Here is a 14,777-nt window from a genome sequence, read left to right as displayed (position 1 = left end):
CCATGAACACTACATCCATCGGTGCCCGCAGGCCGCATTGCCGCGAGGTGATACGCACTACATTGCCGCAGGCCCCGAGCGCCCGGGCCTACCGGCCGATGCCGTTCTCGTAGGAATACACCACGATCTGCACCCGGTCGCGCAGCTCGAGCTTGCGCAGGATCGCCCCGATGTGGGTCTTGACCGTGGACCCGCTCAGGAACAGCCGTTCCGAGATCTCCTGGTTGGTCAGCCCCAGCGCCACGGACTCGAAGACCTCGCGCTCCCGCTCGGTGAGTTCCAGGAATTGCGCGGGAACCTCGGGAACCGGTTCCGGCTCGTCGCGCAGCAGCGCGGCCAGGGACTGCGGGGCGATCACCGCGGACCCGCCGTTGACCGCGCGGATCGACTCGCAGACGAACTCGGGCGTGCTGTCCTTGAGGATGAAGCCGCTGGCCCCGTGCCGGATCGCGGTGGCGGCATGTTCGTCCCAGTCGAAGGTGGTCAGCATGATCACCTTCGGGAGCCTGCCGAAGCGGCCCGTGGCGTCCTCGAAGATCTTGCGGGTGGCCTCGACCCCGCCCATCGGCGACATCTGCACATCCATCAGCACGACGTCGGGTTCGTGGGCGGCGATGGCGCCCAGCGCCTCGGTGCCGTCGGCGGCCTGTGCCACCACCGCCATGTCGGGCTGGGCGCCGATGATCACCGCCAGGCCGGAACGGAAGAGCTGCTGGTCATCGACCAGCGCCACGCGGATCTGCGGTTGGTTCAACGGGTGGTCCATTCGTGGTTGATCGGAAAGGTTGCGGCAATCGTGAACAGGTCGGGGGCGCCGGCCGTCCCGTCCTCGGTATCGATGCTCAGGGTGCCCGACAGGCTGGCCAGGCGCTGGCGCATGCCCGCGATCCCGGTCCCGGTGCGCCTGGACGCGGCGGGCGGCTCGAAATGGTTTGTCAGGCTCAGCGTATAGCTGGTGGCGCCCCAATAGTGCCTGACGTAGATCGGCGTGGTGGAACACCCGTGGTGCAGCGCATTGGCGAGCATCTCCTGGATGATCCTGCGGGTGGCCGGAACGATGTCCGCTGGAAGCGGCACCGGCTCCCCCAGCGTTTCCTCGCACACCTCGTACCCGGTGCCGCGCACGTGCTGCAGGATGGCCGAGATCTCCGAGGTTGCCGGGGGCAGCAGGCCCAATTGGGCGGTGACCAGGGCCAGGCTGCGCGTCGCCGGGTACGCGTCGCTCCCGGCCGCCGCGAGTTTGGTGTCCGCGGGTTTGGTGTCCGTGGGCCGGGCATCGACGGGCCCGGTCTCGGCGGTCTGGGACAGCACCTGGCGCACCTCGCCCAGGGACCGGCGGGCGGCCTCGGCGATGGTCCCGGTCGTCTCGCGGATGCGGGCGACGTCGGTGTCGGGAATGAAACGGATCGAGTCGGCCTGGGCAATGATCACCGCCAGGGAATGGCCGACCACGTCGTGCACATCGCGTGCCAGTGCCGCGTTTTCCGAACGCAGCCGCGCAAGCTCCAGGGCGCTGTCGGCCTCCTCGCGGGCCCGGGCCGAGCCGCGCTCGGCGGTTTGTTTCCCGGCGAAGAGCCGCAGCAGCAGCCCCAGCAACCACGGCAGGGTCAGCACCGAGGCGACCACCACGAAGACCGCAATGACCTGGTTTTTGCTCGGCCAGGCGTTGGACTCCATGGCGCGGAAAAGAGGGTCGGACACCCAGGATCCGATCCGGCCGATGTAGATGGTGCCCAACACCGAACCCGCGGCGATCGACAGGCCCGAGACGAACACCCAGAGCCGCGTGCCGTATCTGGCGGCGATACCCACCACGTACAGTGCCGCCAGCTGGGCCAGGTCGACGTCGACCCCGCGGAGCATCTGCAGCAGGGTGCCGGCCCAGACCAGTGAGAGGGCCACGCCCGGCAGGACCCGGGCGCAGCCGATGGCCACGGCGGCGGCCAACACGAAGAACGAGGTGTCTGCCAGGTAGCTGCCCGAGTAGGAGCCCAGCCGAATGAACTCGTGGCAGAACACCACTAGGGCCAGGAACATGGCCGCCGCCGTCACATCCGAACGCCATCCCCAGCGCCCGCGCCACCGCACCGGCTCGAACCCCTCGGCCCTGGCGCTCACTGTTCGCCCGCCACTGCCGGTGCCGGTGCCTGAACCGGTGACCGGCGGGCAAACCGGGCGCCGCGGTTCCGGGCCGGAATTCCGGCCCGCGGGCAGTCCGCGGGGCGGGAAACGCAAGTGTGCATGCTACCTACCGTAGACGGACCGGCCCGCCGGGGCGTCACCCGCAGGTACCGGACGGATCAGACGCAGGTACCGCAGACCGTGCTCCAGGAAAGGCCCGGGGGCCGATGCGCACGCCCGGCGCCGAGGGAAGACTTGGTGTCATGTTGAGATTCCCGTCGCAGATCCCGCGCTCGCGCAGGGCCAAGGCCATTCGCCTGGCCGTTGCCCTGGCAGCACTGGCCACCTTTGGCGCCTCGATCCTCGGGCTCACCTACGCCCTGAAGCCCGCCTTGGACGAGGCGCCGGATGCGTGGGACGCGGTGCCGCCCGGGGTCCAGGCCGTCCACGGGGCCACGGAACCGGCATCGTCCGGCGGCCCCTACGGCCCCTGAATGGCACGCGGGTTATAGCGGCACGATGCGCCGGGGCGCTGGTCGGCATCGGAACGGCGGGCTGCGTGCCGGTGGCCGGGGCGCCCGCCCCTACATCCAGCGCACGTGCTGCTGGCGGAACTCTTGCTCCCTGGCCGTGGCGACAAGCTTGACGAGCCCCAACGGGAGCGGCGCCTCGTGCGGAAGCTGGATCGAGCCCTTGCCCAGCGTGTAGCCGACCAGCTCCCCGGCGAGCGCGTTGCGTGAACTGGGCGTGGTGTAGAGGTTGATGCGCTTGGAAAACACCGCGTAGGCCACCAGGATGGTGTCGTCCACGAAGGCGGGCTGCCCCCACTTGATTTGGACCTCGGCATGGGGCAGCGCCTCGCACAATGCTTGGTGCAGGGCCCTTGCCCGGGGCTGGAGATCGACGGGGACGTTGTCGAGGTATTCCTTGGGGGTGGCTCCACTGATCTTGGCCATGGTGCTCCTTGCGCTTTCTGCCGGTGGACCCGTGATTGGCCCGGGGGCCTGGGGCCTGGGGCCTGGGGCCTGGGGCCTGGCTTCATTCTGCCCCATGTGGCGCCCGGGCGCTCCACTCCCCCCTGCCGTTGGAGCATTTGCCCGGCTAGTGTGGTCTTAGGCATAAGTGCCGCTGAGTACGGGGTGGTCTTCATGGGCGTCGGCAATGATCCGCACGGAATTTCCCTGGTCCGCGACACGCCCTGCGGTCCGGTGGAAGGGCTGCTCAGTGGCGGCGTGGAGCGATTCCTGGGGATTCCGTATGCTGCCGCGCCCGTGGGCAGGAACCGCTTTGCCGTCCCCACGCTCCCTGCCCCGTGGACCGGGACGCGGGCAGCAACCGGCCACGGCCCCACGCCCGGGCAGGTTCCCTATTCCGGAGCTCTGGGCAAGCTGCTGCCCACCGTCTCCATCCCCGGCGACGGCTGCCTGAACGTGAACGTCTTTGCCCCGGCCAAGCGCCCCGCCGGCCTGCGCCCGGTGCTGCTCTGGATCCATGGCGGATCGCTGCAGCATGGCTCCAACGCCCTGCCGGTCCACGACGGAACCGCGTTTGCCCGGGACGCGGTGGTCTTCGTCGCGGCAAACTACCGGCTGGGCGCTGAGGGGTTCTCGGTGCTGGAGGATGCCCCGCTGAACCTGGGGCTGGCCGACGTCGTTGCCGCCCTGGAATGGGTCAGGGCCAACATCGCCTCCTTCGGCGGGGACCCGGACCAGGTCACGCTCATGGGACACGGGGCCGGCGGCTCGCTGGTGGCGGCGCTGCTGGCCCACCCCAGGGCCTCGTCCCTGTTCGCGCGCGCCATCATCCAAAGTTCCCCGCTCTCGGCCTGGCCCCTGGCCCGGGCCAGGCGGATGACCCAACGCATCGCCACGGATTTGGGCATCGAAGCCACGCGCGAGGATTTTGCGGCCCGCACGCCCGCGGACCTGCTGGCTTCCCAGGCCCGCGTGGCCACCGAGTCGACCCCGTTGAACGGCGGCCCCGCCTATTCACTGGCGATCGAGCCCCAGCTGGTCCCCGAGGATCCGCTGCAGGCCATGCTTGGCGGCGCCGGAACCGCCATCCCGCTGCTGATCGGCACCACGGCCCAGGAGTGCCGGCTCTGGCTTGGGCCGACGGGCCGCGGAGCCAAGGTCTCCCGGATGCACCTGGCCCTGGCCCGGCGGAAGGCCGGCATCTCCAAGGAGGCGCAGCGGCTCTTCTGGCGCAACCGCCCCGGTGCGGGCCCGGGCGAGATCCTCGGTGCCCTGGCCACCGACAAGTTGCTGCGGGTGCCGGTGTACACGCTGGCCGATGCCCGGCGCTATGCCGGAGGCCAGACCCAGGTGTACGAATTCGCCTGGCACAGCCCCGTGGATGACCTGGGCGCTGCACACGGAACCGAGCTTCCCTTCGTCTTTGACAACCTGGCCGCCGAGGACGCGACTTCACTGGTGGGCGGACAGGCCCCGCAGTCCCTGGCCGGGGCGATGCACGAGGCCTGGGTCTGTTTTGCCACCATGGGGATCGCCGAATGGCCGCCCTGGGACATCAGCCGCCCGGTGAAGACCTTCAACGGGCTGGGCAACGAGGTCGTGTTCTCCCCGCGCGACGACGAGGCCGAGGCGATCGGCTGACGCGCGGCTCGCCCTCCCGCGGGTCCCGCGCACTTCCCCTCCCCCGTGTTGCGCGTCCCGGTGTCGAATCCCGTTCCGGGGATCGGCTAGCGTACCTTGGGAATGAATAGCGGATTTCGGGGAAAGTTGCCTACATGTTTACTGGTGCCTGGTGGTGGGCGACCGCATTGGTGGTCCTTGATTTGGCCATTCGCGTCCTGGCGGTGATCTTCGTTCCCCGCAACCGCCGTCCCACCTCGGGCATGGCGTGGCTGCTGGCCATTTTCCTGATCCCCTACTTCGGGGTCATCGCGTTCCTGCTCATCGGTTCCCCGAAGCTGCCGCGCAAGCGCCGCGAGGTGCAGGACGAGATCAACACGTTCATGCGCGCGGTGAGCGCCGAGGAACTCCACGACGAAACCCACGGGAAGAACCCGGCCTGGTTCAACTCGCTGGTCGAGATGAACACCAGATACGGCGGCCTGCCGCTCTTGGCGGGGAATTCCGGTCGGCTGCTGGGCGACTACGAACAGACCATCAAGGCCATGGCCGACGCCGTCGATGCGGCCAACGACTACGTCCACGTGCAGTTCTACATCCTCAGCGCGGACGCGACCACCAACGACTTCTTCGAGGCGCTGGAGCGGGCGATTGCGCGCGGGGTGCGGGTGAACGTGATGCTTGACCACTGGGCCTCCCGCGGCAAGGCGCACTATGCCGACACCACGGCGCGCCTGGAGGCGATGGGCGCGCAGTGGAGCCTGATGCTTCCCCTGCAGCCGCTGAAGGGCAAGTTCCAGCGCCCCGACCTGCGCAACCACCGCAAGATCCTCATCATTGACGGCACCGTCGGCTACATGGGTTCGCTGAACATGATCTCGCGCCACTACAACGTGAAGAAGAACATCAAGCGCGGGCTGTTGTGGAAGGAGCTGGTCGTGGAGCTGCGCGGTCCGGGCGTGGCCACGCTGGACGCGGTGTTCATCTCCGACTGGTACTCCGAAACCGGGGAGGTCATCCTCGAGGGGGTGCGGCGGGCCGAACTGGTGGCCAGCGGGGAATCGCTGGGGCGGCTGAGCGGTGCGCTGATCGACCACCGGGTCCAGTCCGGCACCATGCTCACCCAGGTGGTCCCCTCGGGACCCGGGTTCGAGCGGGAAAACAACCTGCGCCTCTTCCTGGGGCTGATCCACGCGGCCCAGGAGCGCATCGTGATCACCTCGCCCTACTTCGTGCCCGACGAGTCGCTGATGTACGCGATCACCTCGGCGGTGGCGCGAGGGGTCCCGGTGGACCTGTTCGTCTCCGAGATCGGGGACCAGGCGCTGGTCTACCACGCGCAGCGCTCCTACTACGAGGAGCTGCTGCGCGCCGGGGTGGACATCTACCTCTACCCGGCCCCGTACATCCTGCACGCCAAGCACTTCACCATCGATGACGAGACGGCGCTGATCGGCTCCAGCAACATGGACATGCGCTCCTTCGGCCTGAACATGGAGGTCTCGATGCTGGTGCGCGACGCCGGCTTCGTGGCGCAGATGCGCGAGGTCGAAGACGGGTACCGGGAGGTCAGCCGGCTGCTGACGCTGGAAGAGTGGATGCGGCAGCCGCTGCGCTCCACGGTGTTGGACAACCTGGCCCGCCTGACCTCCGCCCTGCAGTAGCCGGCGCGGGCGGAAGGGACATAGAAGCCGCGGCGGCAAGTTCGCGGCCGCCCCGGCCGCGAACTTGCTGCCCCTGCGCACGCAAAAGGGAGCGGCACCGCCCACCCGCGCTCCCCCGTTTCGGAAGGACCACTGGCTTCTGGCGGCACCGCTCCCTTGAAGGCTCCTCGCCTCCGTCAGGAGGCGGGCGCGGGGGCGTGGGCCGGACTACTGGAGCATGGTCCGGTCGTCGAGCTGGGCACCCTTGATCTTCTCGAACTCGTGCAGCAGGCCGGGAACCGTCATCTTGGCCTTTTGTGCCGAGTCCAGGTCCAGGATGATCTGTCCGTCGTGCATCATGATCAGTCGCGTGCCCAGGCGCAGCGCCTGTTCCATGTTGTGCGTGACCATCAGCGTGGTCAGCTGGTGGCGCACGACGATTTCCTCGGTCAGACGTGCCACCAGCGCGGCGCGCTGCGGATCCAGGGCCGCGGTGTGCTCGTCGAGCAGCAGGATCTTGGGCCCGGAGAACGTGGCCATGAGCAGGCTCAGCGCCTGGCGCTGGCCGCCGGAGAGCAGCCCGACCTTGGCCTTGAGCCGGTTTTCCAGGCCGAGTTCCAGCGAGCGCAGTTCCTCGACGAACATCTCGCGCTTGCGCTTGTTGACCCCGAAGGCCAGTCCGCGCAGCGTGCCGCGGCCCAGCGCGAGGGACATGTTCTCCTCGATGGTCATGTTCGGCGCGGTGCCGGCCATCGGGTCCTGGAAGACGCGGCCGATGTACCTGGCGCGGGCGTGGTCCGGAAGCTTGGTCACGTTCTTGCCCGCGATGCTCACAGCCCCGGTGTCGGGACGCAGCTTGCCGCCGACCATGTTCAGCACGGTGGACTTGCCGGCGCCGTTGGAGCCGATGACCGTGACGAATTCGCCGTCGGTGAGCGTCAGGTTGATGTCCCGCAGCGCCTTGCGCTCATTGACGGTTCCGGGGAAGAACGTCTTGTTCAGGCTGGTGATCTCAAGCATCGACACCCACCTCCTTCTTGTCCTCGGTGGTCATGGACTTGGTGCGGATGCTGATGCGGTTGGCGAACTTCCCGAATCCCTTCCATTGCGGCAGGAGCAGGGCGATGACCACGAGGACCGCGGAGATCAGCTTCATGTCGTTGACTTCCAGACCGGCCATCAGGGCCAACTGGATGACCATCCGGTAGGCGACGGAACCGAAGACGACGGCCAGCGCGGCAATCCAGATGAACTTCTGGCCGAAGATGGCCTGGCCCACGATGACCGAGGCGAGGCCGATCAGGATGACACCGATGCCCATGCCGATGTCGGCGAAGCCCTGGAACTGGGCGATGACCGCTCCGGAGATGCCGACCAGGCCGTTGGAAAGAGCCAGGCCCAGGATCTTCTGGTTGTCGGTGTTCACGCCGAGGGAGCGGATCATTTCCTCGTTGTCGCCGGTGGCGCGCATGGCCAGGCCGACGTCTGTGCGCAGGAACCACACGATGACCGCCACCGCGACCAGGCAGCCGACGAACATCAGCCCGGCGGAGGCCCAGGTCCCCAGCATCCGGTTCTCCCGCAGGAAGGTCAGCACGGTGGTTTCACCCAGCAAGGGGAGGTTCGCCTTGCCCATGATGCGCAGGTTGATGGAGTAGAGGGCGATCATGGTGAGGATACCGGCCAGCAGCCCGTCGATCTTGCCCTTGGTGTGCAGCAGGCCGGTGATGACACCGGCGATGGCCCCGATGAAGAAGGCGAAGATCGTGGCAATGAACGGGTTGACGCCATTGATGATCGAGATTGAGGCGACGGCCGCGCCGGTGGTGAAGCTTCCGTCGACGGTCAGGTCGGGGAAGTCGAGAATGCGGAAGGTCAGGTAGACCCCGAGTGCCATGATCGCGTAGATCAGGCCTAGTTCAACCGCGGTGATCATGGGTGGATCCTTGCGTTCTGGGAGTTGGGTAAATGTCGGTGGCCGGTCGGAGTAAGCCGACCGGCCACCGGATGGACCGTGTTTGCGGCCGGGGTTACTTGTAGGTTTCGGCCGCTTCGGAGAGCATCTCTGCCGGGAAGGTAAGTCCGATCTTTTCCGCGGCGGTGGTGTTGACGTACAGCTCGACCTGGGTGATGGTCTCGACCGGCATCGTTGCAGCCTGGGTCTCGCCCTTGAGGAGCTTCACGGCCATGGCCGCGGTCTGCTCGCCGAGCTTCTCGTAGTTCAGGCCGTAGGTGGCGGTGGCCCCGCGCTTGACGGACTCGCCGTCGGCCGCGATCACCGGGATCTTCTTGTCCTGGGCGGTCTGCAGCAGGCCTTCCAGGGCGGAAACCACGGCGTTGTCGGTCGGGACGTAGAAGGCGTCGACGTCCATGCCCGATGCCGCCTGCTGGACCTCGGAGGATGCCGAGATGGCCTTCTCCTCGATGGTCAGGCCGAGTTCGGCCGCGGCGTCCTTGGCCCACTGGACCTGGACCCCGGAGTTGACCTCACCGGAGGAGTAGACGATGCCGACGGTCTTGGCATCCGGCTTGATCTTCTTGAGCAGCTCGAGCTGCTCCTTGACGGGGTTTTTGTCCGAGGTGCCGGTGACGTTGGCGCCCGGGGCCTCGAGGCTGGAGACCAGCTTGGCTTCCAGCGGATCGGTGACGGCGGAGAAGAGCACCGGGATGTTGGTGATCGACTGGGCCGCGGCCTGCGCGGTCGGGGTGGCGATGGCCAGGACCAGGTCCATGTCCTTGTCGGATGCGAACTTGCCCACGATCGAGGTGTTCGTGGCCTGGTCGGCCTGGGCGTTGGCGAAGTCGTACTTGACCTTGTCGTCGCCCGTGTAGCCGGCGTCCGCCATGCCCTTCTTGAAACCGGTCACGACGGCATCGAGGGACGGGTGTGACACGTACTGGGCAATGCCGATCGTCACGGGGCCCGCTGCTGCCGAGGTACCGGTGGCCTCCGGGGTCGTGGATCCGCCGCAGGCGGTGAGCACCAGGGCGGTGGCAGCGACCGAGGCTGCGATCTGTACGGACTTGAAGATTTTCATTGTGTTCCTTTCATGACGTGCGAGTGTCATGCCTGGCGTTCGGTGTTGGCCATTTCCGGGCAAATTCAGGATTTGTACCTCCTCGGCCGAAGGGCAGGAAGTTCGTCTCATGAGGTGATTCGATACTACATGTGAAGCTACTCACATTTCTTCCATCTGCCCTGAATTGCAAGACAAACAGTGCTTCATTCATCATCTTGCCACGCATCTTTCATCAATTGACAACGAGAATCGGACAATTGGTATCCATCTGTGGCGAGAATCAGACGGTACCGTGGACAAAGCCGTGTTTTGACACCTCGAAAGTCGGGAATCCGGTGGCCGGCGGCGGGATCCGCTGCACCCGGTGACCTGCCCTGGCCCATGGCAGGGGCAGCACAGGCCCCCGACACCGCTGGCATAGACTTGGGTCATCATGGCCCTGACGATTTCGTACCCCGAAGCCCTTCCCGTTTCCGCGCGACGCGATGACATCATGTCCGCCATCAAGGACAACCAGGTGGTCATCGTCGCCGGTGAAACCGGGTCCGGCAAGACCACCCAGCTGCCCAAGATGCTCCTGGAGCTGGGCATGGGCGAACGCGGCATGATCGGGCACACCCAGCCCCGCCGCCTGGCCGCACGCACCGTCGCCGAGCGCATCGCCGAGGAGCTGGGCACCAAGATCGGCGAGGACGTCGGCTTCCACGTGCGCTTCACCGGCGAGGTCTCCCGCGCCACCAAGGTCAAGGTGATGACCGACGGCATCCTGCTGGCCGAGATCCAGCGCGACAAGCTGCTGAAGAAGTACAACGCCATCATCATCGACGAGGCCCACGAACGCAGCCTCAACATCGACTTCCTGCTCGGCTACCTGCGCCGGATCCTGCCCAAGCGCCCGGATCTGAAGATCGTCATCACCTCGGCGACCATCGACCCCCAGCGCTTTGCCGAGCACTTCGCCGCCCCCGGGCCCGAGGGCGAGGAACCGGTGCCCGCGCCGATCATCGAGGTCTCCGGCCGCACCTTCCCGGTCGAGCTGCGCTACCGGCCGTTGAACCCGGCCGACGGCATGGACGATGACGAGCTGGACCCCGACGCCCAGGCCGAGGACCGCGACCCGCTGGACGCCATCGCCGAGGCCGTGGACGAACTTGCCGCCGAGGCCCCCGGGGACATCCTCATCTTCTTCCCCGGCGAGCGCGAGATCCGCGACGCCGCCGAGGTGCTGCGGGCCCGCGTGAAGACCAACCGGCGCCTGGCGGGCACCGAGATCCTGCCGCTGTTCGCCCGGCTCTCTCTGGCCGAGCAGCACCAGGTCTTCAACCCCGGGAAGAACCGGCGCATCGTGCTGGCGACCAACGTCGCCGAGACCTCGCTGACCGTGCCGGGCATCAAGTACGTCATCGACACCGGCACCGCGCGCATCTCGCGCTACTCCCACCGCACCAAGGTCCAGCGCCTGCCCATCGAGCGGGTCTCGCAGGCCAGCGCCAACCAGCGCTCGGGCCGTTGCGGGCGCGTGTCCGACGGCATCGCCATCCGGCTCTACTCGCAGGACGACTTCGAGACGCGCCCCGAGTTCACCGACCCGGAGATCCTGCGCACCAACCTGGCTGCCGTCATCCTGCAGATGAGCTCCATGGGCGTGGTGCGCACCGCGCGCGACGTCGCGGACTTCCCCTTCGTCCAGCCCCCGGATGCCAAGTCGATCAACGACGGCGTGGCGCTGCTGCGCGAGCTCGGCGCGTTGAACACCGGCACCGAGGCCACCATCACCCCGGTCGGCAAGTCGCTGGCCCAGCTGCCCGTCGACGTCCGGCTGGGCAGGATGATCGTGGAGTCCGGATCCCGGGGCTGCGCCAAGGAGGTCATGGTGCTGGCCGCCGCCCTGTCCATCCAGGACCCGCGCGAGCGCCCCAGCGAGGAAACCGGCAAGCGCGAGCGCGCCCAGGAGATGCACAAGCGCTTCATGGACGCGAAGTCCGACTTCTCCTCGCTGCTGAACCTCTGGCGCTACCTGCAGGAAAAGCAGAAGGAGCTCTCCTCCTCCGCGTTCCGGCGCCTGTGCAAGAACGAATACATCAACTACCTGCGCGTGCGCGAGTGGCAGGACCTGTTCACCCAGCTGCGCCAGCTGGCCAAGCCGCTGGGCATCGCGATCTCCCCCGAACCCGTGGACCCCGCGGCCAACGAGGACGCCATCCACATTTCCCTGCTCACCGGACTGCTGGGCCACGTGGGCTCCTGGGACGAGCGCAAGCGCGAATACGTCGGGGCCCGCGGCACCCGCTTCTCCGTCTTCCCCGGCTCCGCGCTCTCGCGCAAGAACACCGAGTGGGTCATGGCCGCCGAACTGGTGGAGACCAGCCGGCTCTGGGCCCGCACCGCGGCACGGCTGGACCCCCGGTGGGTCGAGGAGGTCGCCGGGGACCTGCTCAAGCGCAGCTACTCCGAGCCGCACTGGTCGCGGAACTCCGGGGCCGTCATGGGGTACGAGAAGGTCACGCTCTTCGGGCTGCCGATCGTGCCGCGCCGCCGCATCCAGTACTCCCGCGTGGACCCGGAGCTCTGCCGCGAGCTGTTCATCCGCCACGCACTGGTGGAGGGCGACTGGAAGACCCACCACAAGTTCTTCGCCCGCAACCGCCGGGTGCTCGAAGACATCGAGGAACTCGAGACCCGCATGCGCCGGCGCGACTTGCGCGTGAGCGACGAGGACCTCTTCGAGTTCTACGATGCGCGCCTGGGCCCCGAGGTCCTCTCCGAGCGGCACTTCGACAAGTGGTGGAAGGCCGCCCGGCACGAGGACCCGACGCTGCTGGACTTCAACCCCGAAGACATGCTGGCCGCCGACGCCACCGAACTGGACGAGGACGCCTACCCGCGCACCTGGCGCCACGGCACCCTGGACCTGGATTTGGTCTACGAGTACAACCCGGCGGCCCGCGCCGGGGAATCCGACGGCGTCTCGGTGCGCGTGCCGGTGCTGTTCCTGAACCAGCTGGACCCCGTGCGCTTCCGCTGGCTCATCCCGGGGCTGCGCGTGGAACTGGTCACCGCGCTGATCAAGTCGCTGCCCAAACACATCCGCAAGAACTTCGTCCCGGCCCCCGACGTCGCCCGCGCCGCCGTGGCCGCGCTGGAGGCGGACTTCAACCCGGAGACCGACGACCTGGCCGCGTCCCTGGAGCTGGCGCTGCGCCGGCTCAAGGGCGTGGTGATCCCCCCGGGGTCCTGGAACTGGGAGGCGCTGCCTGCGCACCTGCGCTTCACCTTCACCGTCGTGGACTCCGACGCCAAGATCCTGGACGAGTCCCAGGAACTGGCGGTGCTGCAGCAGACGCTGGCCGCCGCCAACCGCTCGGCCCTCGCCCGTTCCCTGGGCGTCAAGCCCGGAGCCGCGCTGCCCACCGGCTCACCCGGTTCGCCCGGTTCGTCCGACGCGAAGTTGGGCCAGCAGAAGGGCAGGGGCGCCAAGGCCCCCGCCGCCTCGCGTCCCGGCGCCGCAACGGTAGTGGCGACCACGGTGTGGGAACGCACCGGGCTCACCGACTGGGACACCGGCGTGGGCATCAATGGTGCCATCACCCCCAAGGTCGTCACCGAGGTTGCCGGGCAGCAGGTCACCGCCTACCCGGCGCTGCTGGACGAGAAGAGCTCCGTGCGCCTGACTGTCTTCCGCAACCCCGTCGAGCAGCTGGCCGCCCACCGCACCGGCGTCATCCGGCTGCTGCTGCTCAAGGTCCCCTCCCCCGCCCGGTACGTCCTTGACCACCTGAACAACCAGGAAAAGCTGGTCTTCACGCAGAACCCGCATGGCTCGGTGGCCTCGCTGATCCAGGACTGCACCATGGCGGCGGTGGACCGGCTCGTCCCCGAGAAGTTGCCCTTCGACAAGGCGGAGTTCGACGCGCTCTACGAACGCGTCCGCGCCGAGCTGATCGACACGGTCTTCGCGGTCACCGCCATCGTCGAGAAGGTGCTCTCCGGGACCCGGCGGATCAACAAGGAGCTGAAGTCCGCCTCCTCGCTGGCCCTGGTCAATGCGCTGAACGACGTGAAGTCCCAGCTCGAGCAGCTGGTGTACCCGGGATTCGTGGCCAACACCGGCTATGCGCAGCTGGCCCAGCTGCCGCGCTACATCGCGGCCATCGAGAAGCGGCTGGAAAAGCTCGGCACCGGGCACCTGGCACGAGACAACGCGGCGACCCTGGACATCCAGGCGCTGGAGGACGAATACGACGCGGCGCTCGGGCAGCTGGTCCCCGGGGTGCGCACCCCCGCTCCGCTCGCTGCGGTGAAGTGGATGCTGGAGGAATACCGGGTCTCGCTCTTCGCCCAGGAACTGGGCACGGCCTACTCGGTCTCCGCCAAGCGGATCCGCACGGCCATGCGCGACGGGCTCGCCGCCGCCAAGTAGGCGCGCCGCCCGGCACCGGCCGGCAACGCCCGGGTACACGCAAGGCTGCCCGGGACGATCACAGTGGATCGTCCCGGGCAGCCCCATGTTTCGGCCCGGGCCTCCGGGATCAGGCGTCGGGGACCAGGTCCCCGTGGCCGTCGGCCCGCAGCGCCTCGCGCAGCGTCTGCGCGTTGGCATCCATCGTCGCCGGATCCGGGTCGTTGTCCGCCCGCGCCAGGTCGAAGTCGGCCAAGGAGTTGGTGGGCCACACGTGCACGTGCAGGTGCGGGACCTCGAACCCGGCGACCATGAGCCCGGCCCGCTGGGAGCCAAAGGCCCGCACCTGGGCCCGGCCGATGTGCCCGGCCACCGCGAGAAGGTGGTTCATCAGCTCGGCCGGGGCGTCGACCCAGTGGTCCACTTCCTCACGCGGCACCACCAGGGTGTGGCCGTGCGTGATCGGGCCGATGGTCAAAAACGCCACACAGTGCTCGTCCTTCCAGACGAAGCGTCCGGGGATATCGCCGTCGATGATCTTGGTGAACAGCGTGCTCATGCACCCTCCTTAGTCGTTCCCGCCCAATGTGGCGAGGTCCAGAACAAACCCATGTTGCACGTCCGCGGCGAGAATCCGTTCCCACGCCTCGTTGGCGTCCCGCGCATCCACCAGCTCGATCTCGCAGGCAACCTGGTGTCCCGCGCAGAATTCGAGCAACTGGCGGGTTTCTGCAATCGAGCCTACCAACGACCCGGCATCGCCCGGGCGTCCGGAAACCGCCGTCCCGATGTCGATGAGCACCTCCGGCGAACCGTCCGCCGCCCCCGGGCCCGGTGCCGGATCGCGTGCGGCGCTGCCGACGGCCAGCACGCTCGCCTTGGCACCCATCGCTTCCGCGAGCCGCACGGCCAGGTGGCCGGCTCCGCCCGGCCCCAGCCCCCCGACCTTGCTGCCCGGCCCCACCCGGTGCTCCCGCAGCAACGAATAGGCCGCGATCCC

At 67.9% G+C, this 14,777-nt stretch carries 11 protein-coding genes and 1 pseudogene; 4 read left to right on the top strand and 8 right to left on the bottom strand.

Annotated features, from left to right (window positions below; translation table 11 throughout):
* Window positions 1-88 precede the first annotated feature (88 nt).
* Window positions 89-754, bottom strand: coding sequence for a response regulator (locus tag ACIPVK_RS14770; protein ID WP_407612738.1), 666 nt, complete (start codon window positions 752-754; stop codon window positions 89-91).
* Window positions 751-2,118, bottom strand: coding sequence for a sensor histidine kinase (locus tag ACIPVK_RS14765; RefSeq protein ID WP_407612737.1), 1,368 nt, complete (start codon window positions 2,116-2,118; stop codon window positions 751-753). Before ACIPVK_RS14765 ends, ACIPVK_RS14770 begins: the two co-directional genes overlap by 4 nt.
* Before the next feature lie 266 nt (window positions 2,119-2,384).
* Here ACIPVK_RS14765 and ACIPVK_RS14760 point away from each other — a divergent pair, with 266 nt between their 5' ends.
* A complete protein-coding gene (locus ACIPVK_RS14760; protein WP_407612736.1) occupies window positions 2,385-2,615 on the top strand; it encodes a hypothetical protein in 231 nt (76 codons plus the stop codon).
* 90 nt (window positions 2,616-2,705) lie between these two features.
* On the opposite strand, the gene ACIPVK_RS14755 is transcribed toward ACIPVK_RS14760, so the two are convergent.
* Window positions 2,706-3,077 (bottom strand): iron chaperone, encoded by a 372-nt coding sequence (locus ACIPVK_RS14755; protein WP_407612735.1) that lies wholly within the window; start codon window positions 3,075-3,077, stop codon window positions 2,706-2,708.
* 192 nt (window positions 3,078-3,269) lie between these two features.
* Between ACIPVK_RS14755 and ACIPVK_RS14750 the strand changes: the two genes are divergently transcribed.
* Both ACIPVK_RS14750 and cls read left to right on the top strand, forming a co-directional pair.
* The gene (locus ACIPVK_RS14750) at window positions 3,270-4,736 is read left to right on the top strand and encodes a carboxylesterase/lipase family protein (RefSeq protein WP_407612734.1); all 1,467 of its coding nucleotides are present in this window, start codon (window positions 3,270-3,272) and stop codon (window positions 4,734-4,736) included.
* 134 nt (window positions 4,737-4,870) lie between these two features.
* Window positions 4,871-6,379, top strand: coding sequence for a cardiolipin synthase (cls, locus tag ACIPVK_RS14745; RefSeq protein WP_407612733.1), 1,509 nt, complete (start codon window positions 4,871-4,873; stop codon window positions 6,377-6,379).
* A 207-nt stretch (window positions 6,380-6,586) separates the two neighbouring features.
* Here the strand turns inward: cls and ACIPVK_RS14740 are convergent, their stop codons facing one another.
* The 3 genes from ACIPVK_RS14740 to ACIPVK_RS14730 all read right to left on the bottom strand — a co-directional run bounded on the left by ACIPVK_RS14740 (window position 6,587) and on the right by ACIPVK_RS14730 (window position 9,396).
* Window positions 6,587-7,378 carry an ABC transporter ATP-binding protein gene (locus ACIPVK_RS14740; RefSeq protein WP_407612732.1) on the bottom strand — a complete coding sequence of 264 codons (792 nt, stop codon included), beginning with the start codon at window positions 7,376-7,378 and terminating at the stop codon, window positions 6,587-6,589.
* The gene (locus ACIPVK_RS14735; protein ID WP_407612731.1) at window positions 7,371-8,294 is read right to left on the bottom strand and encodes an ABC transporter permease; all 924 of its coding nucleotides are present in this window, start codon (window positions 8,292-8,294) and stop codon (window positions 7,371-7,373) included. Before ACIPVK_RS14735 ends, ACIPVK_RS14740 begins: the two co-directional genes overlap by 8 nt.
* Window positions 8,295-8,388: 94 nt before the next feature.
* A complete protein-coding gene (locus tag ACIPVK_RS14730; protein WP_407612730.1) occupies window positions 8,389-9,396 on the bottom strand; it encodes an ABC transporter substrate-binding protein in 1,008 nt (335 codons plus the stop codon).
* A gap of 415 nt (window positions 9,397-9,811) precedes the next feature.
* Between ACIPVK_RS14730 and hrpA the strand changes: the two genes are divergently transcribed.
* Entirely contained in the window at window positions 9,812-13,798 is a 3,987-nt protein-coding gene (gene hrpA, locus ACIPVK_RS14725) for an ATP-dependent RNA helicase HrpA (protein ID WP_407612729.1), read from the top strand.
* A 109-nt stretch (window positions 13,799-13,907) separates the two neighbouring features.
* On the opposite strand, the gene ACIPVK_RS14720 is transcribed toward hrpA, so the two are convergent.
* Both ACIPVK_RS14720 and ACIPVK_RS14715 read right to left on the bottom strand, forming a co-directional pair.
* Window positions 13,908-14,336, bottom strand: a complete 429-nt coding sequence (locus ACIPVK_RS14720; RefSeq protein WP_407612728.1) for an HIT family protein — start codon at window positions 14,334-14,336, stop codon at window positions 13,908-13,910.
* A 9-nt stretch (window positions 14,337-14,345) separates the two neighbouring features.
* Window positions 14,346-14,777, bottom strand: a pseudogene (locus ACIPVK_RS14715) (NAD(P)-dependent alcohol dehydrogenase); the annotation flags it as partial.

The organism is Paeniglutamicibacter sp. MACA_103, assembly GCF_045798555.1.
Lineage (GTDB): Bacteria > Actinomycetota > Actinomycetes > Actinomycetales > Micrococcaceae > Paeniglutamicibacter.
This window is presented reverse-complemented; position numbering and strand designations above follow the sequence as displayed.

What these genes read in the sequence shown, in the direction of transcription:
- ACIPVK_RS14760 (WP_407612736.1), top strand. Translation starts at nt 2,385, where the DNA reads ATGTTGAGATTCCCGTCGCAGATCCCGCGCTCGCGCAGGGCCAAGGCC.
- ACIPVK_RS14755 (WP_407612735.1), bottom strand. Translation starts at nt 3,077, where the DNA reads ATGGCCAAGATCAGTGGAGCCACCCCCAAGGAATACCTCGACAACGTC.
- ACIPVK_RS14750 (WP_407612734.1), top strand. Translation starts at nt 3,270, where the DNA reads ATGGGCGTCGGCAATGATCCGCACGGAATTTCCCTGGTCCGCGACACG.
- cls (WP_407612733.1), top strand. Translation starts at nt 4,871, where the DNA reads ATGTTTACTGGTGCCTGGTGGTGGGCGACCGCATTGGTGGTCCTTGAT.
- ACIPVK_RS14740 (WP_407612732.1), bottom strand. Translation starts at nt 7,378, where the DNA reads ATGCTTGAGATCACCAGCCTGAACAAGACGTTCTTCCCCGGAACCGTC.
- ACIPVK_RS14735 (WP_407612731.1), bottom strand. Translation starts at nt 8,294, where the DNA reads ATGATCACCGCGGTTGAACTAGGCCTGATCTACGCGATCATGGCACTC.
- ACIPVK_RS14730 (WP_407612730.1), bottom strand. Translation starts at nt 9,396, where the DNA reads ATGAAAATCTTCAAGTCCGTACAGATCGCAGCCTCGGTCGCTGCCACC.
- hrpA (WP_407612729.1), top strand. Translation starts at nt 9,812, where the DNA reads ATGGCCCTGACGATTTCGTACCCCGAAGCCCTTCCCGTTTCCGCGCGA.
- ACIPVK_RS14720 (WP_407612728.1), bottom strand. Translation starts at nt 14,336, where the DNA reads ATGAGCACGCTGTTCACCAAGATCATCGACGGCGATATCCCCGGACGC.